Origin of the sequence: Mycolicibacterium chengduense (genome assembly GCF_033741155.1) — a bacterium.
Lineage (GTDB): Bacteria > Actinomycetota > Actinomycetes > Mycobacteriales > Mycobacteriaceae > Mycobacterium.
In genome coordinates this window covers 498,937-518,398 of record NZ_JAWQNH010000004.1, presented here as the reverse complement: position 1 = coordinate 518,398, position 19,462 = coordinate 498,937, and the positions used below count along the sequence as shown (strand labels likewise).

At 66.6% G+C, this 19,462-nt stretch carries 18 protein-coding genes; 10 read left to right on the top strand and 8 right to left on the bottom strand.

Annotated elements, in window-relative coordinates:
* The first annotated feature begins 25 nt into the window (after positions 1–25).
* Positions 26–2,065, top strand: a complete 2,040-nt coding sequence (locus SBI67_RS17570) for an NAD(+) synthase (RefSeq protein ID WP_318981775.1) — start codon at positions 26–28, stop codon at positions 2,063–2,065.
* On the opposite strand, the gene SBI67_RS17565 is transcribed toward SBI67_RS17570, so the two are convergent.
* Complete coding sequence (locus SBI67_RS17565) at positions 2,062–3,243, bottom strand: DUF2306 domain-containing protein (protein WP_318981774.1); 1,182 nt, start codon at positions 3,241–3,243, stop codon at positions 2,062–2,064. The genes SBI67_RS17570 and SBI67_RS17565 overlap by 4 nt on opposite strands.
* Before the next feature lie 265 nt (positions 3,244–3,508).
* On the opposite strand from SBI67_RS17565, the gene SBI67_RS17560 reads away from it, so the two are divergent.
* From SBI67_RS17560 to SBI67_RS17525, 8 genes are all read left to right on the top strand, one after another.
* Positions 3,509–4,789 (top strand): glutamate-5-semialdehyde dehydrogenase, encoded by a 1,281-nt coding sequence (locus SBI67_RS17560; protein ID WP_318981773.1) that lies wholly within the window; start codon positions 3,509–3,511, stop codon positions 4,787–4,789.
* 21 nt (positions 4,790–4,810) lie between these two features.
* Positions 4,811–5,698, top strand: coding sequence for an AAA family ATPase (locus tag SBI67_RS17555; protein WP_318981772.1), 888 nt, complete (start codon positions 4,811–4,813; stop codon positions 5,696–5,698).
* 13 nt (positions 5,699–5,711) lie between these two features.
* Positions 5,712–7,166, top strand: coding sequence for a vWA domain-containing protein (locus tag SBI67_RS17550; RefSeq protein ID WP_318981771.1), 1,455 nt, complete (start codon positions 5,712–5,714; stop codon positions 7,164–7,166).
* 108 nt (positions 7,167–7,274) lie between these two features.
* Entirely contained in the window at positions 7,275–7,895 is a 621-nt protein-coding gene (nadD, locus tag SBI67_RS17545; protein WP_266046054.1) for a nicotinate-nucleotide adenylyltransferase, read from the top strand.
* Positions 7,892–8,278, top strand: coding sequence for a ribosome silencing factor (gene rsfS / locus SBI67_RS17540; RefSeq protein WP_318981770.1), 387 nt, complete (start codon positions 7,892–7,894; stop codon positions 8,276–8,278). The genes nadD and rsfS overlap by 4 nt, the downstream gene beginning before the upstream one ends.
* The gene (gene gpgP / locus SBI67_RS17535) at positions 8,275–8,931 is read left to right on the top strand and encodes a glucosyl-3-phosphoglycerate phosphatase (protein ID WP_318981769.1); all 657 of its coding nucleotides are present in this window, start codon (positions 8,275–8,277) and stop codon (positions 8,929–8,931) included. Before rsfS ends, gpgP begins: the two co-directional genes overlap by 4 nt.
* Positions 8,921–9,697 carry a diglucosylglycerate octanoyltransferase gene (gene octT, locus SBI67_RS17530; RefSeq protein WP_318981768.1) on the top strand — a complete coding sequence of 259 codons (777 nt, stop codon included), beginning with the start codon at positions 8,921–8,923 and terminating at the stop codon, positions 9,695–9,697. Before gpgP ends, octT begins: the two co-directional genes overlap by 11 nt.
* Positions 9,694–10,530 carry a DegV family protein gene (locus SBI67_RS17525; RefSeq protein WP_318981767.1) on the top strand — a complete coding sequence of 279 codons (837 nt, stop codon included), beginning with the start codon at positions 9,694–9,696 and terminating at the stop codon, positions 10,528–10,530. Before octT ends, SBI67_RS17525 begins: the two co-directional genes overlap by 4 nt.
* Here the strand turns inward: SBI67_RS17525 and SBI67_RS17520 are convergent, their stop codons facing one another.
* From SBI67_RS17520 to SBI67_RS17495, 6 genes are all read right to left on the bottom strand, one after another.
* Positions 10,531–11,571 (bottom strand): NAD(P)H-dependent amine dehydrogenase family protein, encoded by a 1,041-nt coding sequence (locus SBI67_RS17520; protein ID WP_318981766.1) that lies wholly within the window; start codon positions 11,569–11,571, stop codon positions 10,531–10,533.
* A gap of 66 nt (positions 11,572–11,637) precedes the next feature.
* Positions 11,638–12,888, bottom strand: a complete 1,251-nt coding sequence (locus tag SBI67_RS17515) for a lipase family protein (protein ID WP_413232512.1) — start codon at positions 12,886–12,888, stop codon at positions 11,638–11,640.
* Between the two features lie 48 nt (positions 12,889–12,936).
* A complete protein-coding gene (locus SBI67_RS17510; protein ID WP_318981764.1) occupies positions 12,937–14,100 on the bottom strand; it encodes an NDMA-dependent alcohol dehydrogenase in 1,164 nt (387 codons plus the stop codon).
* Between the two features lie 11 nt (positions 14,101–14,111).
* Positions 14,112–15,596 carry an aldehyde dehydrogenase family protein gene (locus SBI67_RS17505; RefSeq protein ID WP_318981763.1) on the bottom strand — a complete coding sequence of 495 codons (1,485 nt, stop codon included), beginning with the start codon at positions 15,594–15,596 and terminating at the stop codon, positions 14,112–14,114.
* A complete protein-coding gene (locus SBI67_RS17500; RefSeq protein ID WP_318981762.1) occupies positions 15,590–16,378 on the bottom strand; it encodes an SDR family oxidoreductase in 789 nt (262 codons plus the stop codon). The genes SBI67_RS17505 and SBI67_RS17500 overlap by 7 nt, the downstream gene beginning before the upstream one ends.
* Before the next feature lie 164 nt (positions 16,379–16,542).
* Positions 16,543–17,169, bottom strand: coding sequence for a TetR/AcrR family transcriptional regulator (locus tag SBI67_RS17495; protein ID WP_318981761.1), 627 nt, complete (start codon positions 17,167–17,169; stop codon positions 16,543–16,545).
* 39 nt (positions 17,170–17,208) lie between these two features.
* Here SBI67_RS17495 and SBI67_RS17490 point away from each other — a divergent pair, with 39 nt between their 5' ends.
* Entirely contained in the window at positions 17,209–18,345 is a 1,137-nt protein-coding gene (locus SBI67_RS17490; protein ID WP_318981760.1) for an ABC transporter substrate-binding protein, read from the top strand.
* Here SBI67_RS17490 and SBI67_RS17485 read toward each other — a convergent pair.
* The gene (locus SBI67_RS17485; RefSeq protein ID WP_318981759.1) at positions 18,325–19,410 is read right to left on the bottom strand and encodes an NAD(P)H-dependent amine dehydrogenase family protein; all 1,086 of its coding nucleotides are present in this window, start codon (positions 19,408–19,410) and stop codon (positions 18,325–18,327) included. The genes SBI67_RS17490 and SBI67_RS17485 overlap by 21 nt on opposite strands.
* Positions 19,411–19,462 lie beyond the last annotated feature (52 nt).

Below are 19,462 nucleotides of genomic sequence, written 5' to 3'. Positions count from 1 at the left end.
CATCCAGGATAGGGATAATGGCCGGGTGGACTTCTACTCCGCCTACCGGCACGGGTACGTCCGGGTCGCCGCCTGCACGCACCACACCACCCTGGCCGACCCTGCCGCCAACGCCGAATCGGTGCTGCGGCTGGCTCGCGAATGTCACGACGACGGCGTCGGGCTGGCGGTGTTTCCGGAGCTGACCCTGTGCGGGTACTCCATCGAGGACATCCTGCTGCAGGACACCCTGCTGGACGCGGTCGAAGAGGCTGTCGCCCAGCTGGTGGCCGGCTCGGCCGACGTGCTGCCCGTGCTGGTGGTCGGGGCGCCGCTGCGGCACCGCAACCGCGTCTACAACACCGCGGTGGTGATCCACCGCGGCGCGATCCTCGGGGTGGTGCCCAAGTCGTATCTGCCCACCTACCGCGAGTTCTACGAGCGCCGCCAAATCGCCCCCGGCGACGACGCCACCGGAACCATCCGATTGGCAGGCCGGGATCTGCCGTTCGGACCGGATCTGCTCTTCGCCGCGACCGACCTGCCGGACTTCGTGTTGCACGTGGAAATCTGCGAGGACATGTGGGTGCCGGTGCCGCCGAGTGCGCACGCGGCCCTGGCCGGCGCCACGGTGCTGGCGAACCTGTCGGGCAGCCCGATCACCATCGGCCGGGCCGAGGACCGCAAGCTGATGGCGCGCTCGGCATCATCGCGTTGCCTGGCCGCCTACGTGTACGCCGCCGCCGGCGAAGGGGAGTCCACCACCGACCTGGCCTGGGACGGGCAGACCATGATCTACGAGAACGGCGTGCTGCTCGCCGAATCCGACCGCTTCCCGCACGGCGAGCGACGCAGCGTGGCCGATGTCGATGTCGCGTTGCTGCGCGCCGAGCGTATCCGGATGGGCACCTTCGACGACAATGCCCGCCACCACCGCGCCGCCGAGACGACGCGCCGGATCGAGTTCACCCTGAATCCGCCCACCGGTGATATCGGCTTGCGCCGTGCCGTTGAGCGGTTCCCGTTTGTCCCATCGGATCCGCAACGCCTGCAACAGGATTGCTATGAGGCCTACAACATCCAGGTGTCCGGGCTGGAGCAGCGACTGCGCGCGCTGCGCTACCCCAAGGTGGTCATCGGGGTGTCGGGTGGCCTCGACTCCACCCACGCGCTGATCGTCGCGGCCAAGGCGATGGACCGCGAAGGACGTCCGCGCAGCGATATCCTGGCGTTCACGTTGCCCGGGTACGCCACCGGCGACCGCACCAAGAACAACGCGATCGCGCTGTCCCGCGCCTTGGGGGTGACCTTCGCCGAGATCGATATCCGCGGGGCCGCCGACGTAATGCTGGCCGAGATGGGGCATCCGTTCGCGCGGGGCGAGAAGGTGTACGACGTCACGTTCGAGAACGTGCAGGCCGGTCTGCGTACCGACTATCTGTTCCGGCTGGCCAACCAGCGCGGCGGCATCGTGCTCGGCACCGGCGACCTGTCGGAACTGGCGCTGGGCTGGTCGACTTACGGCGTCGGGGACCAGATGTCGCACTACAACGTCAACGGCGGCGTCCCGAAGACGCTGATCCAGCATCTGATCCGGTGGGTGATCTCCTCCGACCAGTTCGGCGGCGACGTCAACGAGATCCTGCAGTCGGTGCTGGACACCGAGATCACCCCGGAACTGGTGCCAGCCGGCGAGGACGAGGAGATTCAGAGCAGCGAGGCCAAGGTGGGCCCGTATGTGTTGCAAGACTTTTCACTGTTCCAGGCATTGCGGTACGGCTTTGGGCCCGCCAAGATCGCGTTCTTGGCCTGGCACGCCTGGCGTGACGCCGATCGGGGCGACTGGCCGGCCGGAATCGCTGCGCACAAGCGGCCGGAGTATTCGCTCAAGGAGATCCGACACTGGCTGACCGTCTTCGCGCAGCGGTTCTACTCGTTCAGCCAGTTCAAGCGCTCCGCGCTGCCCAACGGTCCCAAGGTCTCGGCGGGCGGAGCGCTGTCCCCGCGGGGTGACTGGCGTGCCCCGTCGGATATGTCCGCCCGGATCTGGCTCGAAGAGATCGAGCGGGCCGTCCCGACGGACTAGCGCCCGGCCCCCGCCATCGGGGAGCCCGCCGCGATATCGCCGCGATGGTCGGCCCGGGACCGTGCCGCTGCGCGGACCACAACGGCAAAGCAGACCGTGATAGGGATTGCCGCCCCGTCCATGCCCCCGGCGATGATCGCGTCCGCGGCGGTGAAATCGGGCGGCACGATCAACGAGTACAGGCTTGCCCCCGCTGGGGCTGCCGCGAAACCCCAAAGCAGCCAACCCCATTGGCATTCCCGCGCGGTGTCGCCACCAGTGCGGGCCCGAACCACGCCCACCGCTGTGAGAGCGATGCAGATCCACACCGGAACCAAGTGGAATGCCACCAGCGAGTGCGGGATGGGCGCCGGCAGCCGTTGCGTGAGGACGATGTAGGCGAGCGACCCGAGCACGGCCAGGGCCGCCGCGGCACCGTAGCGCCACACCGGTACCCGCCCGATCGCCGCAGCCCGCTGCGAATCTCGGCGTCGGGAGGACGCGGACAGCATGAAGGCGAACGCGGCGACCCCGGGTGCCGCGACGCCCAGGATCAACGAGCCCACCCCGATATTGGTCAGCAGATCGTGCTGCGGGATCAGCAGCTGGATCCCGATCCAGACGAAGCGCAGCAGCGGTGCCGTCATCATGAAGGCGATGCTGAAGGTCATCCAGGCCCGGTGCGTGACGATGTCACGGCGACGGATCGCGTACACCGCATACCAGGCGCTGGCCAGCGTGCCCACCGCCAGCCCACGCAACTGCGTCTCGAACGCCGGACCGATGAAGTGCTGGGCCGGCGGGGTGACGTAGAGAAAGATCAGCGCGGTCAGCATGCTCGCCGACATCAGCGCCAGATAGCCGCGGCCGGTCCATCGATGCACGGCAGGCCGGCGGTCGCGGAGCCGAGCCGAGAACTGGAACATGGCCAGCAGCAACGCCAGAGCGCCAAGTGTGGTGTGCACCAGCAGCACCACCCGGTGTTCGGCGTAGGCCGCGTGCCGAACGGCTTCGACCGAGCCGTCACCCAGCGCATACCCGTGACCGTTGATTGCTGTGTTGACACTGTCCTGCCAGCGCGGCACGCCGCCGCTGAACAGTGGCCAGGTGTAATTCAGGGCAAGGGGCAGGTAGAGAAGGGCGACCACAGCAGTGACGATGAACAGTCCCCGCGACAGCGCCACGTGCTTGGTATCCATTGAGAGCCAGATTCTAAGTGGTGGCCCACCTGACGCACGGGATTTTGCTCAGGTGGTCGGGAGGTCCGTGTTCACGCTGCCCACCACATACCCGTGCCACGGACTCACCGTGGTCGGCTTCCACGTGCTCCGGCGAGATTGCGTTCACGGCTGCGGGCACGGGGCAGCTTCGGAACGACAGCGAACAACCCTGCATTCAATCTCGCCGGAGCACGGTGACCGACCCCACCAAGCCTGACCCGTGCATGCCCGTTACCCTGGCTAAATGAGCGTGAAAGCGTCCCCGGAGGGCAGGAGCACCGCGATCGGGGAATCGATCGATGTCGATCTGCGCCGGCAGGTGCATGACGCCGCGGCCGCCGCGCGTGCCGCCTCCCGTGCCCTGGCGGCGCTGAGCACCGAGACCAAGAACCGGGCCCTGCACCAGGCGGCGGACACCGTCCTCGAACACACCCACGACATTCTCGCCGCCAACGCCGCCGACCTCGAAACCGCCCGCGCCGCAGGGACTGCCGAGGCCATGCTGGATCGGCTCGCGCTCAACCCGCAGCGCATCGACGGCATCGCGGCGGGCCTGCGCCAGGTCGCCGGCCTGCCCGACCCGGTCGGCGAGGTGCTGCGCGGTTCGACATTGCCCAACGGCCTGCAGCTGCGTCAGCAGCGCGTCCCGCTCGGTGTGGTCGGCATCGTCTACGAGGGTCGGCCCAACGTCACCGTCGACGCGTTCGGCTTGACCCTGAAATCGGGTAACGCGGTGCTGCTGCGCGGCAGCTCGTCGGCCGCGCAGTCCAACACCGCCCTCGTCGTGGCCTTGCGGGAGGCGCTGTACGAGTCGGGACTGCCGATGGACGCGGTGCAGTTGCTGCCCAGCGCCGACCGCGCGTCCGTCACACATCTGATCCAAGCCCGTGGGCTGGTCGACGTCGTCATCCCGCGCGGTGGCGCCGGGTTGATCGACGCGGTGGTGCGCGACGCCACCGTGCCGACGATCGAAACCGGGGTCGGCAATTGCCACGTCTACGTCGACAAGTCGGCCGACCTGGACACCGCCGAGCGGATCCTGCTGAACTCCAAGACCCGGCGGCCCAGCGTGTGCAATTCGGCGGAGTCGCTGTTGGTCGACCGCGCGGTGGCCGACAGCGTGCTGCCCCGGCTGGTGACGGTGCTGCAGGATGCCGGCGTCACCGTCCACCTGGATCCCACCGAGGAGGAGCTGCGCGCCGAGTTCCTGTCCCTGGAGATGGCGGTGGCGGTGGTCGACGGCGTGGAGGGCGCCGTGGCGCACATCAACGAGTACGGCACCGGGCACACCGAGGCCATCGTGACCACCGACCTGGCTGCCGCGCAGCGTTTCACCGAAGCGGTGGACGCGGCGGCGGTGATGGTCAACGCGTCGACCGCCTTCACCGATGGCGAGCAGTTCGGGTTCGGCGCCGAGATCGGCATCTCGACCCAGAAGTTGCACGCCCGTGGCCCGATGGGGCTGCCCGAACTGACCTCCACCAAATGGATCGTGTGGGGTGACGGTCAGACCCGTCCCGCCTGACCCTGTCTGCCTAGGAGCAACGTGAGCGTTCCCGCCCGCCCGGCGTCGCTGTTCGCCGATATCGACGACGTCGCCACCCGCCTCGCCGAGACCGGTTACCTCGCCGACAAGGCCACCGCGACCGCGGTGTTCCTGGCTGACCGGCTCGGTAAGCCACTGCTGGTGGAGGGCCCGGCCGGTGTCGGTAAGACCGAACTGGCCCGCGCCGTCGCGCAGACCACCGGCAGCGATCTGGTGCGGCTGCAGTGCTACGAGGGTGTCGACGAGGCGCGCGCCCTCTACGAGTGGAATCACGCCAAGCAGATCCTGCGGATCCAGGCCGGCCAGAATGCCGCCGGCGGTGACTGGGATCAGACCAAGACCGACGTGTTCACCGAGGAGTTCCTGCTCAGCCGGCCGCTGCTGACCGCCATCCGGCGCACCGAACCGACCGTGCTGCTGATCGACGAGACCGACAAGGCCGATATCGAGATCGAGGGTCTGCTGCTGGAGGTGTTGTCCGATTTCGCGGTGACGGTGCCCGAACTCGGCACCATCAAGGCCGAACGGCCACCGTTCGTGCTGCTCACCTCCAACGCCACCCGCGAACTGTCCGAGGCATTGAAGCGGCGCTGCCTGTTCCTGCACATCGATTTCCCCGACGCCGATCTGGAGCGGCGCATCTTGCTGTCCCGGGTGCCGGAGTTGCCCGAACGCATCGCCGCCGAACTCGTGCGCATCATCGGGGTGCTGCGCGCCATGCAGCTCAAGAAGGTGCCGTCGGTCGCCGAGACCATCGACTGGGGCCGCACGGTGCTTGCGCTGGGCATGGACACCATCGACGACGAGCTGATCGCCGCGACCCTCGGTGTGGTGCTCAAACACCAATCCGACCAGATCAAGGCGGCCGGAGAGCTGAAGCTGAACTGAGAGGCTCGAGGCGATGACATCCCGACGCACCCGCCCCCCGCAACCACTGGCACCGCACGGCATTCCGGGCCATCTGGTGGGGTTCGTCGAGGCGTTGCGCGGCGCAGGCATCTCGGTGGGGCCGTCGGAGACGGTGGACGCCGGGCGGGTGCTTGCCGAACTGGGCTTGGGCGATCGAGGCGCGCTGCGGGAGGGACTGGCGTGCGCGGTGCTGCGCCGCGCCGATCACCGCGACACCTACGACGTGATGTTCGACCTGTGGTGGCCCGCAGCGCTGGGTGACCGCACCGTCCTCGACGAGGAGACCGACGAGCAATCCCGCGCCGGTGAGCAGTCGGGTCTGCGGTCCGAGGACATCGACGAACTGCGCCAGGCGCTGCTCGACATGCTGGGCCCCGACGCCGATCTGGAGAACCTCGACGACCGGTTGGCGGCGCTGGTCGCGCGCATCGTGGAGGCCTATGGCCGGTACAACTCGAGTCGGGGGCCGTCCTACTCCTCGTATCAGGCGCTCAAGGCGATGGCGCTGGACGAGCTGGAGGGCAGGCTGTTGGCCGGGTTGCTGGCGCCGTACGGCGAGGAGCCCACGCCGACGCAGGAGCAGATCACCAAAGCGATTGCCCAGCAGCGTATTTCGCAGCTGCGTAAGATGGTGGAAGCCGAGACCAAGCGGCGCACCGCCGAGCAGCTGGGGCGCGAGCACGTGCAGATGTACGGGGTTCCGCAGCTGGCCGAGAACGTCGAGTTCCTGCGCGCCTCCGGCGAGCAGCTGCGGCAGATGCGTAAGACCGTGCAGCCGCTGGCCCGGACCCTGGCCACCCGGCTGGCGGCCAAACGGCGCCGGTCCCGGGCCGGCGAGATCGATCTGCGCAAGACGCTGCGCAAGTCGATGTCCACCGGCGGGGTGCCCATCGAGGTGGTGCTCAAGAAGCCGCATCCGGCCCGGCCCGAACTGGTGGTGCTGTGCGACGTGTCGGGATCGGTGGCCGGCTTCAGTCACTTCACGCTGATGTTGGTGGCCGCGCTGCGCCAGCAGTTCTCCCGGGTTCGTGTCTTCGCATTCATCGACACCACCGACGAGGTCACCGAGATGTTCGGCCCCGAGGCCGACCTGGCGGTGGCGGTGCAGCGCATCTCCCGCGAGGCCGGGGTGTACACCCGGGACGGGCATTCCGATTACGGGCACGCGTTCGTGTCGTTCCTGGACGGCTTCCCGAACGTGCTGTCCCCGCGCTCGTCGCTGCTGATCCTGGGCGACGGCCGGAACAACTACCGCAACCCGCAGGCCGACCTGCTGGCCCGGATGGTCAACGCGAGCCGGCACGCGCACTGGCTCAACCCGGAGCCCAAGCATCTGTGGGGCAGCGGGGACTCCGCGGTACCCCGGTACCAGGACATCATCCCGATGCACGAGTGCCGCTCGGCCAAACAACTGGCGTCGGTGATCGACGGCCTCCTCCCCGTCTGATCTCCGCCCAATTGCGCATTTGGGCGGATTTGTGCGAGAGCGTCCCGGCGAAACGTCGATCTCGGCGCGCGCGGACCGCCGCGCACCCCTCCCGTAAGCTGGCTCTTCGTGACCAGACGCAGGCTCGGGGTGATGGGCGGGACGTTCGATCCCATCCACCACGGCCACCTCGTCGCGGCCAGTGAGGTCGCCGATCTGTTCCATCTCGACGAGGTGCTGTTCGTCCCCACCGGCCAGCCCTGGCAGAAGCGGGATCGGCATGTCACCGCGGCCGAGGACCGCTATCTGATGACGGTCATCGCGACCGCCGCCAATCCGCGGTTCTCGGTGAGTCGGGTGGACATCGACCGCGGCGGCCCCACCTACACCAAGGACACCCTGCGGGACCTGGCCGCGCTCAACCCGGACGCCGACCTGTACTTCATCACCGGCGCCGACGCGCTGGCCTCGATCCTGTCCTGGCAGAACTGGGAAGAGCTGTTCTCGCTGGCCCGCTTCGTCGGGGTCAGCCGGCCGGGGTACGAGCTGGACGGGGAGCACATCGCCGCCGCGATGAAGGAACTACCCGACGACGCGCTGAGCCTGGTGGAGGTGCCCGCCCTGGCGATCTCGTCGAGTGACTGCCGGCTGCGTGCCCGGCGGTCGCGGCCGATCTGGTACCTGGTGCCCGACGGCGTTGTGCAGTACGTATCCAAACGAGGGCTATATACAGAGGAGGCCCGCGCATGAGCGCCACGACCGAAGCGGTGGCCGCGGCCACCGTCGCCGCGCGGGCGGCCGCGGCCAAGCTCGCCGAGAACATCGTCGTCATCGACGTGTCCGGGCAATTGGTCATCACCGATCTGTTCGTCATCGCATCGGCGTCGAATGAGCGCCAGGTGAACGCGATCGTCGACGAGGTCGAGGAGAAGATGCGGTTGGCCGGATACAAGCCGGCCCGCCGCGAGGGCACCCGCGAAGGCCGCTGGACGCTGCTGGACTATGTCGACATCGTGGTGCACATCCAGCACAGCGAGGAGCGGGAGTTCTACTCGCTGGACCGGCTGTGGCGGGACTGCCCGCAAGTGTCCGTCGACCTCGATGCCGCCGACGATGCGGAGAGTTCCGAGTGACCATTCGGCGGCTGGTGCTGTTGCGGCACGGGCAGACGGAGTGGAACGCGGGCAGCCGCATGCAGGGGCAGCTCGACACCGACCTCAGTTCACTCGGGCGCGAGCAGGCAGACGCCGCCGCCGAGGTGCTCGCCAAACGGCAACCCTTGATCATCGTGTCCTCGGATCTGCGTCGCGCGTTGGATACCGCCACCGCGCTGGGGGATCGGTCTGGGCTGCCGGTGCATGTCGACGAACGCTTGCGTGAGACCCATCTGGGTGACTGGCAGGGCCTGACGCATCTGGAGGTGGACGCCGTGGCGCCGGGGGCCCGGCTGGCGTGGCGCGACAATGCCCGGTGGGCGCCGCATGGCGGCGAGAGCCGGGTGGATGTCGCCGAGCGCAGCCTGCCCGTGGTCGCCGAACTGCTTGATTCCCAGCCGGAATGGGGCGCAGACGGATCGGACCGCCCGGTGGTGCTGGTGGCGCACGGCGGGCTGATCGCGGCGTTGGCCGCCGCCCTGCTGGACCTGCCGGTCGACAATTGGCCGGTGCTCGGCGGCATGGGCAATGCCAGTTGGGTGCAGCTGTCCGGGCATATCGTCGACGACGCCGTCAAGTGGCGCCTCGATGTGTGGAACGCTTCGGCGCAGGTGGCCAACGATGTCCTCTGATGCGCCAAGGCGGACCTTGTTGGTGTTCTGCGACTCGCTGTCCTATTACGGCCCCACCGGTGGTTTACCGGCCGACGATCCGCGCATCTGGCCCAATATTGTTGCCGACCAGCTGGGTTGGGATGTGGAGTTGATCGGGCGGATCGGCTGGACGTGCCGCGACGTCTGGTGGGCGGCCACGCAGGATCCGCGCTCCTGGGCGGCGCTGCCGCGGGCCGGCGCGGTCATCTTCGCGACCTGCGGTATGGATTCGCTGCCGTCGCCGCTGCCGACGGCCCTGCGCGAACTCATCCGCTACGTGCGCCCCTCCTGGCTGCGACGCTGGGTCAGGGACGGGTACGGGTGGGTGCAGCCGCGACTGTCGCCGGTGGCGCGGCCGGCGCTGCCGCCGCACCTGTCGGTCGAATACCTGGAGCAGACAAGGGCGGCACTGGATTTCAACCGGCCGGGGCTCCCGGTGGTGGCGACGGTGCCGTCGGTGCACATCGCCGATACCTACGGCCGGTCGCACCGCTGGCGTGACGCGACGGTGGATGCCATCACCGAGTGGGGTGAAGCCAAGGCGGTCCCGATCGTCGATCTCAAGGCCGCCGTGGGCGAGTACGTGCTCAGCGGTCAGGGCAATCCCGACGGGATCCATTGGAACTTCGAGGCGCACGCTGCCGTCGCCGAACTGATGCTCAAGGGACTTGCCGATGCCGGTGCCTACCGACCTGGGGCGAGCGAAGCGACGGGGACATCGTCGGATTCGCCCAGCCGCTCATGACGGTGCAGGTGGTGACCGATTCGTCGGCACGGCTGAGCGCAGAAGACTTGCAGCACTGGTCGATTCGTCAGGTTCCGCTGCACGTACTGGTCGGTGACACCGACCTGCGCGACGGCATCGATCCGATGCCCAATGCTCTGCACGAGCGCAGCCAGGTGACGACGTCGGGGGCGTCGCCTGCCGACCTGGCCGACGTCTACCGCCAGGCGTTGCTGGACAGCGATGGCGACGGGGTGGTCGGGGTGCATATCTCGGCCGCGCTGTCGGGCACCTTCAGCACTGCCGCCGGCATGGTCAGGGAGTTCGGTTCGGCTGTGCGCGTGGTTAATTCGCGATCGGCGGCGATGGGAATCGGGTTCGTGGCGCTGGCCGCCGCGCGCGCCGCGGCCGCCGGGGCCGAACTGGACGCGGTGGAGGCAGCGGCCAGGGCTGCGGTGCCACGCGGGCACGTGTTCATCGTCGTGCACCGGTTGGACAACCTGCGCCGCAGCGGCCGGATCGGTACCGCGGTGTCCTGGCTGGGCACCGCGCTGTCGTTGAAACCGCTGCTGCATCTCGACGTCGACGGCAGGCTGGTGCTGGCCCAGCGAATCCGCACCGAGTCGAAAGCCCATGCGGCCATGGTGGATTCGATTGCCGAGATGGTGGGGGAGCGGGGTGCCTCGATCGCGGTGCACCATGTGGACAACTATGACGACGCGGCCGAACTCGGTGCGGCGCTGACTGCACGGCTGCCGCAGATCGAGTCGCTCACCGTTTCCGATATGGGCCCGGTGCTGGCGGTGCATGTCGGCGGCGGTGCGGTGGGGGCCTGCGTCAGCCTCGCCGAGTGATCAACCGGCGAACCGTCCGGTGATCGGGGGCAGGTCTTTGAGCGTGGCGATGCCAGGAGCGGCGGCCACCACGGCCGGTACCGCGTTGGTCACCGGCAGCGCGGTGTAGATCATGCCCAGCCCCATGAATCCGGGTTCGGTCCAGTCCCGCGGCGGCAGGCAGTGCAGCACCGTACGCATGTTGGGCAACCCGAAGACTTGGATGACGTGGCCGTGCTCAAGGGGTTTGGGCGGCGTCACGTGGCTGCCCATGGTCCAGTTGAACCCGACGCTGACGACGTTGCGGTCGCCGACCCAGCCGCGGTGGTAGCCGTACACGCTGCCCACGGTGCCCTTCGGGATCTGCATGAACCCCAGGTCGGTGTCGCCCGTGGCCGCGGTGAAGGTGACGTCGAAGGTCATCCGGTCCAGGTGTGCGCCGATCGCGTCGGCCATCATGGCGGCCGATTCGGCGAACACCTCGCTCTCAACCCGAACGCTCTCGGCCAGGCCGGGGGTGTCGGGATCCTGGCCGAAGCCCATCGCCGATTGGGTGCCTGCCGATTCATAGGTGGAGCAGTCCACCGATTCGGTAATCCTGATCTCGTCCACCCGCTCGCACGAGCCGGAGAGCACCATGCCCACCATATTGGTCATACCCGGGTGGGCGCCGCTGCCGAAGATGGTGGAATTGCCTGTCGCGCATGACTTCTTGATGCGGTCGAGGTCTTCGGGTGACTGCTTACCGCCGGTGATCCAGGCCGCACTCGAGCACACGTTGATACCCGATTCCAGCAGCCGAACCAGTTCGTCGATATTGGGCCACAGCGGGTTGTAACAACACGCATCGGGTTGCAGTGCGATCAGCGCGTCGATGTCGTTGGTGGCCGTCACGCCGGTCGGCTCCGGCCAGCCGGCCAATTCCGCGGCGTCCACGCCCACCTTCTCGGCGCCGTGCGCGTACACCCCGACCAGTTCCATATCCGGTCTGCCGATGATGGCATGCAACGAGCGTTTCCCGATGTTGCCGGTGGTCCACTGGATGACGCGTAACGGGCTCATGGGTGAACACTATTGCCGAAGTGTTCATGGTTGTCGATGGTGCGAGTCGGCGGTGAGAAGCTGCGGCTAGAACGCTCCGCAGTTCGGCGTGGTGGGTAGGCCGTTGAGGCGGTCGGCGATCCAGTTGAGCACCCAGGGCGCGTCGACGACGATCGGCAACCCGTGGTTGAGCATCATCTTGTTGAAGATCGGTGGTGCCTCGTTGGTGTTGAACTGCACGTCTGCGCCTTGGGCGCACCAATCGTGTCCCAGTTGCAACGCGGGCCCGTAGGGCACCAGTGGGTCGTAACGGTTGCTGTTGATCAGGACCGGTGTGGTGGGTTTGAGCCGGCCGATGCGCTGTTGCTCGAAGATGGTCTTGAAGGGTTCGGTTTTGATCGCAGCGTCGGCGTCGACCGCCAGATAGCGCGCGGCGTGGCGGAACATGAAGTTCACGATCGTCTCCCCCAGGCACTGATTCTGCGTTTTGGCGATGAGGTCTTCACCGTCGGGGGTCAGAACGTTGTGGATGGCGTCGGCGTACTCGGGGTAGGCCGCGATGGCGGCGTTGATGACGTAACCGAGGATGCCAGCGGCGAGACTGCCGTCGAGAAAGGGCAATTCGTAGGACAGGTCAGCGGGTGGTGCACCGGCATAGGTACCAACCAGCGGCAATTCGGGCGCGTAGGTGGGGGCCAATTCTGCTGCCGCGGCGGTGGCCCCGCCGCCTTGGGAGTAGCCGTACAGGGCCAGCGGCCCGTGGCGGTCCAGCCCGGTGTCGGGGAGCTGGTAGGCCGCCCGGGCAGCGTCGAGCACGGCGTGGCCTTCGTCGGCGCGCACCACGTAGGTGTGCACCCCCGGAGTTCCGAGGCCGATGTAGTCGGTCATCACCACTGCCCAGCCGCGTCGGATCATCCGCTGAATGACCAGCAACTCGTATTCGAGGAAGACATCCAGCGGGCGGGAGTGATACAGGTAGACGTCGATCAGCCGCGAAGGAGCGCACTGATCACCCTGGCCATGAGTGCCGACGGCGAACGAGATGAGCGGTCGCGGGCCGGGACCCGGCCACGGGGTGTTGGGCTGGATGAATGTGCCGCTGACTGCGACCGGCTGACCGTGGGTATTGATGGAGCGGTACAGGATTCGCGTAGCGGTGATGTCCAGCAGATCAGGTCGGTCGTCGGCGATGTTGATCGTCATGGGTTCGGTGCGGATGAGGTCACCGGGCGCGCCGGCAGGCAGTGGATCCGGAGGGATGTAGAAGTTGCCGTGGTAACCGTTGTCCGCATGCGATATCGGAGTGGCCGAGACGAACGCTGCGAGAAGAGCTGGCACGACGAGACCCGCAAGTAAGCGAGAGCCCCGGCTTTGGTTTGTCGCCATTCAATCGAACGCGATGACGCCGCGAATGTTCCGGCCGGCCCGAAGGTCTCGCATCGCTTCGTTGATATCGTCGAGCTTGTAGCGCTGGGTGATCAGTTCGTCGAGCCGAAGCGAGCCCGCCTCGTACATCGACAGCAACCTGGGCATGGCCTCGCGCGGGTTCATCTCGCCGTAGAGGACGCCTTTGAGGGTCTTGCAGGAGCTCACCATGTCGGGCAGGATCAACGGCACCATCATGTCGGTGACCTTGGCCATGCTCGTCACAACGCAGGTGCCTCCTTTGCGCAGCAGCATCATGGCGACCAGCACGAGGTCCGGCGGGAGGACCCCCGGCGTCAAAACAACGCGGTCGGCCATCACGCCCCAGGTGAGTTCCTTCACCAGTTCCACGGCTGCCCCGGCGTCGGTGCTCGTGTGCGTGGCGCCGAACGTGGGGGCGCTCTGGCGCTTGAACTCGTTGGGATCGACGGCGACGATATGTTTCGCGCCAGCTGCTTTCGCGCCCTGCACGGCATTCATGCCGATGCCACCGACACCGATCACCACGACGGTGTCACCGATCTGCGTCCCGGCGGCGACGGAACCGGACCCGAATCCAGTCGTCACCCCGCAGGACACCAAAGACGCGGCCTCAAGCGAGATCCAGTCGTTGATCTTGACCAAGGAGCGTTCGGAGGCGACGACGTATTCGGAGAAGGTGCCCACCTGCATCATCGCCATCAAGTCTTCGTCCCCGAGGTGGCGTCGGCGGGTCCCGTCGGTGGTCATCTCCTTGCTGTAGATGTCCGCGCCGACGTCGCAGAGGTAGGTGTGGCCGGTCACGCACCAACGGCAGCTGCCGCATGCGGGGAAGAATGAGATGGCCACGTGGTCACCGGGTTTGAGTGAGGTGACGCCGGGCCCGACTTCTTCGACGATGCCGGACCCCTCATGTCCGCCGAGCATGGGGAACCACTCGGGCACCCGCATGCCGGAGGCTCGCATGAGCTCCTCCATGTCCTTGCTGGGCACGCTGTCGCCGGTGTAGAAGTGTTCGTCAGAGTGGCAGATGCCCGCGAACGCCATCTTCACCAGCACCTCGCCGGCGAGGGGCGGGTCGAGTTCGATGTCGGTGACCTCCCAGTCCACGCCGACATCTCGGAGTACCGCTGCCCGTGATTTCATCGTTCGTGCTCCTAGGCGTTCGCTGGGGTTGCCGGCCAGCCGACCGTCTTGGTTTCGGTGAAGATCTCCAGACCTTCGATGCCGCATTGCCGCCCGATGCCGGACTGCTTGTAGCCGCCGAACGGGGCGTCAGCGCCGTACCAGAGGCCGCCGTTGATGCCCAGAGTGCCGGTCCGGATCCGGCTCGCCACGCTCTTGGCTCGCTCCAAATCGTTGGCGAACACGACTCCGGACAGGCCATAGATCGAGTCGTTGGCGATGCGCACGGCGTCGTCGTCGTCCTCGAACGCGATGACCGAGAGCACCGGGCCGAAGATCTCCTCCTGGGCGATGGTCATCCGATTGTCGACGTCGGCGAAGACCGTGGGCTCTACGAAGTAGCCTTTCGGCGTGTCTGCAGGCACCTTGCCACCCATCACCAACCGAGCACCCTCCTGCTTGCCCTTCTCGATGTAACCGAGGACGCGGTCCTGCTGGCGTTTCGAAATCTGCGGTCCCTGGAGCACCGAGGGGTCGGTCGGGTCGCCGTATTTGTTCTTAAGCATTGCTGCCGTCACGATCTCGACTGCTTCCTCGTACCGGGAGCGGGGGACCAGTAGCCGCGTCGGCATGGCGCAGCCCTGGCCTGCGTGCATCGAGATGAAGGCGCTGCCGGCGATCGACCCCTTCAGGTCGCCGTCGTCCTCGAGGACGAGGTAGACGGACTTGCCGCCCAGCTCCAGGAAAGTGGGCTTGACCGTCTCGGCCGCGGCAGCCATCACGCGGCGCCCGGTTGCGGTGGATCCCGTGAAGGCCACCATGTCGACCAGCGGTGAAGTGGACAGCACTTCGCCGACGAGATGGTCGGAGGATGGGACGATGTTGACGACGCCGGGTGGGATGTCCGTCTGCTCGGCGATGATGCGGCCGATTCTCGTTGCATTCCAAGGTGTATCGGGCGCCGGTTTGAGCACGCAGGTATTGCCCATGGCCAAGATCGGCCCGATCTTGTTCAGGATGATCTCGAACGGAAAGTTCCACGGCGCGATGACGCCGACGACACCGATCGGTTCCTTCCAGACTTCACGCACTGCCGGAGTCCCCATCCCGAACGCGTCCTTGTCCGGAAGGGTTCGTTTCCAAGGGAACTGGGAGATCATGTCGGCGGGCCAGGTCAGCGCTTCATTGAGCGGCACGTCGAGCTGTGGGCCGTAGGTGCTCAGAACCGGACATCCCACTTCGGCGACCAACTCACTGCGCAGGTCTTCGCGCTCGGCCTCCAACGCGGCCTGCAGTTGGCGGAGCCCTGTTTCGCGTAGCTCGCCATTGCGGGACCACTCGGTGTGGTCGAAGGCCCGGCGCGCAGCTGCCACCGCGCGCTCCATGTCGGTTTTTGTGGCGTCGGTGGTGGTGCCGAGCACTTCTTCGGTGGCGGGGTTGATGTTGTCGAACCGGTGCCCGGACTCTGATTCGACGAGTTTGCCGTCGATCAACATGCGGCTTTCGTGGTTCACCATTTGCGGAGCTCCTTGACCGAATCGGAGGCGCGCGGCGCCATGGTGAGAAAGGGAATGAAACTACTCTTACCGCAACGGATCACCGAGTCGACGACGTCGGTGAGGTGATCGGCGTCGACCAACCCGCCTTGCATGTACTTGTTTTCCATCCACATGCGGATCGCGGTTTCGAGGGCGTCGGGATCCCAGCCCTTGTTGAATTCGGTCTGTGCGTCGCCGACCCCGCCGAGGCTGTCTCCGACTGCCAGCCTCGTGAAACCTATGTTCGGGTGCTCGACTCGCCATGCCTCGACCAGCTTGTCGAGAGCTGCCTTTGTCACCGCGTATGCGCCGAGCAGTGGCCACGGTGTCGTGTACGACGCACTCAGAGACGACAGGTAGATCGCTGACCCTTGGGAACGTGCGAGATGAGGTGCCGCGGCAGCGGTCACCAGCGATGCGCCGGTGACATTGGTGGCGAACATTTCCGCCCACTGCGCTGGAGTGACATCGATGAGGGATGAGAGTATCCCGATGCCCGTCGTGTAGATCAAGGCGTCGAGACCGTCCAGGTCTGCTGCTGCCTGCGAGATGGCTCGCTGGCAGGCCTCGCCGTCGGTGACGTCGCAGGTGATGGCGATCGCCCCGTTGCCCGCTTCGCGGGCCGCGTCAGCGAGGCGCTCTCGCCGGCGTGCGATCATCGCCACTCGCGCACCCTTGGCCGCCAGGCCGGTACCGATGCAGCGGCCCAGGCCGGCCGACGCACCAACGATGGCTACTCGCAATACCTTTGCGTCAGACATTCCACATCACCTCTGTTATGGGCGTTGCGCTGGTTTGGCGCGGGCAGGAAGAACGAGTCTGGGACTGCATGCGTCTCCTTCGACGAATCGAGAGTGACCATATCATCTGAATGAGAGTCACTTTTTCCGATAATGTAAACGACAATTACCGCGAGGCGTGAGGCTCACCGTGCGTTTGGCTTCTGACGTGCAAAACTGGCGAGAATGCGGTCCAGCACCGCCGCAGTGCTCTTACGGGTGGCGGTGGGAGTATCGGAGTGCGCGACCATCAGAGCCGCTTCTTCGACGGTGGCGACGAGGATCTGCGTCAACACGGCGACGGGTTGGTCGTCGATGACGCCGGCTGCGATGGCCCCACTGATGACCTCCTCGATCATGGCGACGCTGCTGCCGCGTTGGATTCGGCGTTGTGCCGCCCAGCCCAGCACGACGGGGGCGTCGATGAGCATGACGCGCTGGACCTCGGGCTCGAGCGCCGCCTCGAGGAATTCGTGTAGCCCTCGGGTCAGCCTCTCCCAAGGGTCGGCGCCGCGCGGCGGGTTGGCGATCGCTCGCGCAGTCAGGTCGCGTTCCACCTCTTCGAATACCGCGTTGAACAGCTCGGCCTTGTCGTTGAAGTGGTGGTAGAAAGCACCGCGAGTGCCGACGCCGGACGACTCGACGAGATTGCCGATGCTGGTGTTGAAGAAGCCTTTGTCTACGAACAGCCGGCGGCCCGCATCGATCAGTGCGCGCCGGGTCTCGTCGCCCCTGGCTCGCCGATCGTCTTCGGTGCCGCCCCTTCGCGCCATTCGGCCATGCTAGCAACATTCATCTTGTATGTTGGCGATATGGCAGATGGCGGCGCGCGCGCGTACGGATCCGTGGCTCCGCTCAAAGTTGGTCTCTTGAACGACTATCCGACCCGCGCCGACGCCGACGACGACACCTTTGATGCGCTCACGCTCGTCTTCGACGAGGCGTTGGCCGCTGGGGTGGTCGACCGGCCCATCGAAGTGGTCCGGCGCAACGTCGTCGGGCTGCCGAACGGTACCTATCATGCGGTGCAGCAGGCCTACGACGAGTTGGTGGCCGCGGGATGCCTGGTGATCTTCGGGCCCTACGTGTCCGACAATGCCGTCCCGCTGACCGCGCACGCGAACCGGGTTGCCGAAGTTCCTAACATCGTGCTGTCTGGATCGGAAGGCGCGTTGGGGGAATGGACCTTCGCGCTCAACAACGGGTCGATGCCGGAGGAGAGCCGCATGTTGGCGGCGATCCTGCGCGGAGACGGTCATCGCCGGGTGGCCGTCGCCTACGAGGGATCGTTGATCGGCAAGGAGTATCTGGCGCACGCCGACCGGGCCTACAGCGAGGCCGGCCTCACCGTCGCGGCAACGGTGCCCATCCCCCAGGTCGAGGCCGACAAGTTGGAGGCTGTCCGTCGGTTGCGCGCAGCTGGCCCAGACGCCGTGGTGCATGTTGGATTCGGCCATGGACTCTGGGGCTTCAACGATGCGCTGGCCACCGAACACTGGGACCCACCCCGATACACCACAACGGCTTTCGAGATGGCGCACATCGACGACGTATGGCTACGGCAGCTCGCCGGGTGGATCGGTCTGGATAGCTATGACGAGCGCAACCCGGTCGGGCAGGAGTTTCTGAAGCGCTTCGCGAAGCGTTATGGACGTCGGCGCGACTACTTCATGCCAGGTCTGTGCCACGACGTGGCGACGGTGATCGTCCTCGGTCTCGCCGGGGCCCGGCCGTTGACCGGCACCGGTGTCAAGGACGCCATGGAGGACATCAAGCTGGTCCCGAGCGCGAGCGGTGCACCCGGCACGTGCATGCGTTTCGGTCGGTTTATCCGGCAGGGATGGATGGGTGTCGACTACCTCGTCGCCCGCAAAGTCCTGCCGGACGCGAGCGCGCACGTCTTCTACGCTGCGCCCAGTCAGTACTTGTCACGCGTCGCCGTCGGATAGGTCGATCGCCCCGAAGACCGGCGCGGTCACGATGCCTGGCGGGGCGGCGAGCACGTCAGGGATGGCCCGCACCGCGCTCATCGCGATCATGATATGGCCCGGCAGGGCGATTTCCCCGGCGGCATTGCGCGATGGGCCTCCCACGTCGAGTTGCAGTTCGAAGCTGGGCACACCGGCCACGACTGCGCGGATCAGCGGGGCCTTCTGTCCAGGCTCCAACGGCGACAGGCCCCACTGCGGTAGATCGCGTGTCAGCACCCATTCCTCGTGAATGGCCAGCAGTGGATGATCTCTGCGGTAACCCGTCCACGAGAAGCGTTGACCGACAACCGTTCCGGCGTCGATGCGGCCGGCGGGCAGGTCGAGGGGGTGGTCGATGGTGGTGGCGTCGACCGAGACCTCGATGGCCGACAAACGGACACCGAGAACGTCGGCGGTCGAGTTGAGTGCCTGCCGGTAGGCCATGTCGAGCTTGCCGATGATGGGGGAGTCGACGGTGACATCCTGCGGTGGGCGACCCATGCCCATCAGGTCGACCAGCATCGGCCTGCTGTCGACCTGCGATACGTCGGTTGCCTCGTACAGGTCGATCCGTTCGACCGACTTGCTCAGTCCCGTGAGCGTTGTGACCAGGCGTTCGAACATGAATCCGGGGTTCTCACCGGCAGCGTGGAATCGCGCCCCGCCCTTTCGGCAGGCATCCTCGAACGCGGCCGTCAGATCGGCGCCGTAGGTCGGCAGATGGTTGTAGGACGTCGTGGTGATGACGCTGATCCCGGCGGCGAGCAGCTCGCAGATGTCCTCGGCATTGGTGTTGACGCTGTGCGCTTTGCTCGCGGTGTGAATGACGACGTCGGGCGCGAGCGCGATGATCTCCGCCTTGTCCGTCGTTGCCAGGACGCCTGTCGGTTCTGCGAGGCCGCAGAGCGCGGCCGAGTCCTCGCCCGCCTTGCCCGGGTCGTAGACGTGCACGCCGACGAGCCGGAAATGAGGGTTCTCGATCAGTTCCGCGAGTGCTGCGCGCCCGACGGCGCCGGTGGCCCACTGGCCGACTCGAATGGTCAATCGAATACTCCTGGTTGCATTTTGACGATCAAGCCACGGTCTCGCGACACCG

Bases quoted from the DNA above. Each gene is read 5' to 3' on its own strand.
- SBI67_RS17560 (WP_318981773.1), top strand. From the start codon at position 3,509: ATGAGCGTGAAAGCGTCCCCGGAGGGCAGGAGCACCGCGATCGGGGAA.
- octT (WP_318981768.1), top strand. From the start codon at position 8,921: ATGTCCTCTGATGCGCCAAGGCGGACCTTGTTGGTGTTCTGCGACTCG.
- SBI67_RS17565 (WP_318981774.1), bottom strand. From the start codon at position 3,243: ATGGATACCAAGCACGTGGCGCTGTCGCGGGGACTGTTCATCGTCACT.
- SBI67_RS17510 (WP_318981764.1), bottom strand. From the start codon at position 14,100: ATGAAATCACGGGCAGCGGTACTCCGAGATGTCGGCGTGGACTGGGAG.
- SBI67_RS17505 (WP_318981763.1), bottom strand. From the start codon at position 15,596: ATGGTGAACCACGAAAGCCGCATGTTGATCGACGGCAAACTCGTCGAA.
- SBI67_RS17500 (WP_318981762.1), bottom strand. From the start codon at position 16,378: ATGTCTGACGCAAAGGTATTGCGAGTAGCCATCGTTGGTGCGTCGGCC.
- rsfS (WP_318981770.1), top strand. From the start codon at position 7,892: ATGAGCGCCACGACCGAAGCGGTGGCCGCGGCCACCGTCGCCGCGCGG.
- SBI67_RS17525 (WP_318981767.1), top strand. From the start codon at position 9,694: ATGACGGTGCAGGTGGTGACCGATTCGTCGGCACGGCTGAGCGCAGAA.
- SBI67_RS17520 (WP_318981766.1), bottom strand. From the start codon at position 11,571: ATGAGCCCGTTACGCGTCATCCAGTGGACCACCGGCAACATCGGGAAA.
- SBI67_RS17490 (WP_318981760.1), top strand. From the start codon at position 17,209: ATGGCAGATGGCGGCGCGCGCGCGTACGGATCCGTGGCTCCGCTCAAA.
- SBI67_RS17495 (WP_318981761.1), bottom strand. From the start codon at position 17,169: ATGGCGCGAAGGGGCGGCACCGAAGACGATCGGCGAGCCAGGGGCGAC.
- SBI67_RS17550 (WP_318981771.1), top strand. From the start codon at position 5,712: ATGACATCCCGACGCACCCGCCCCCCGCAACCACTGGCACCGCACGGC.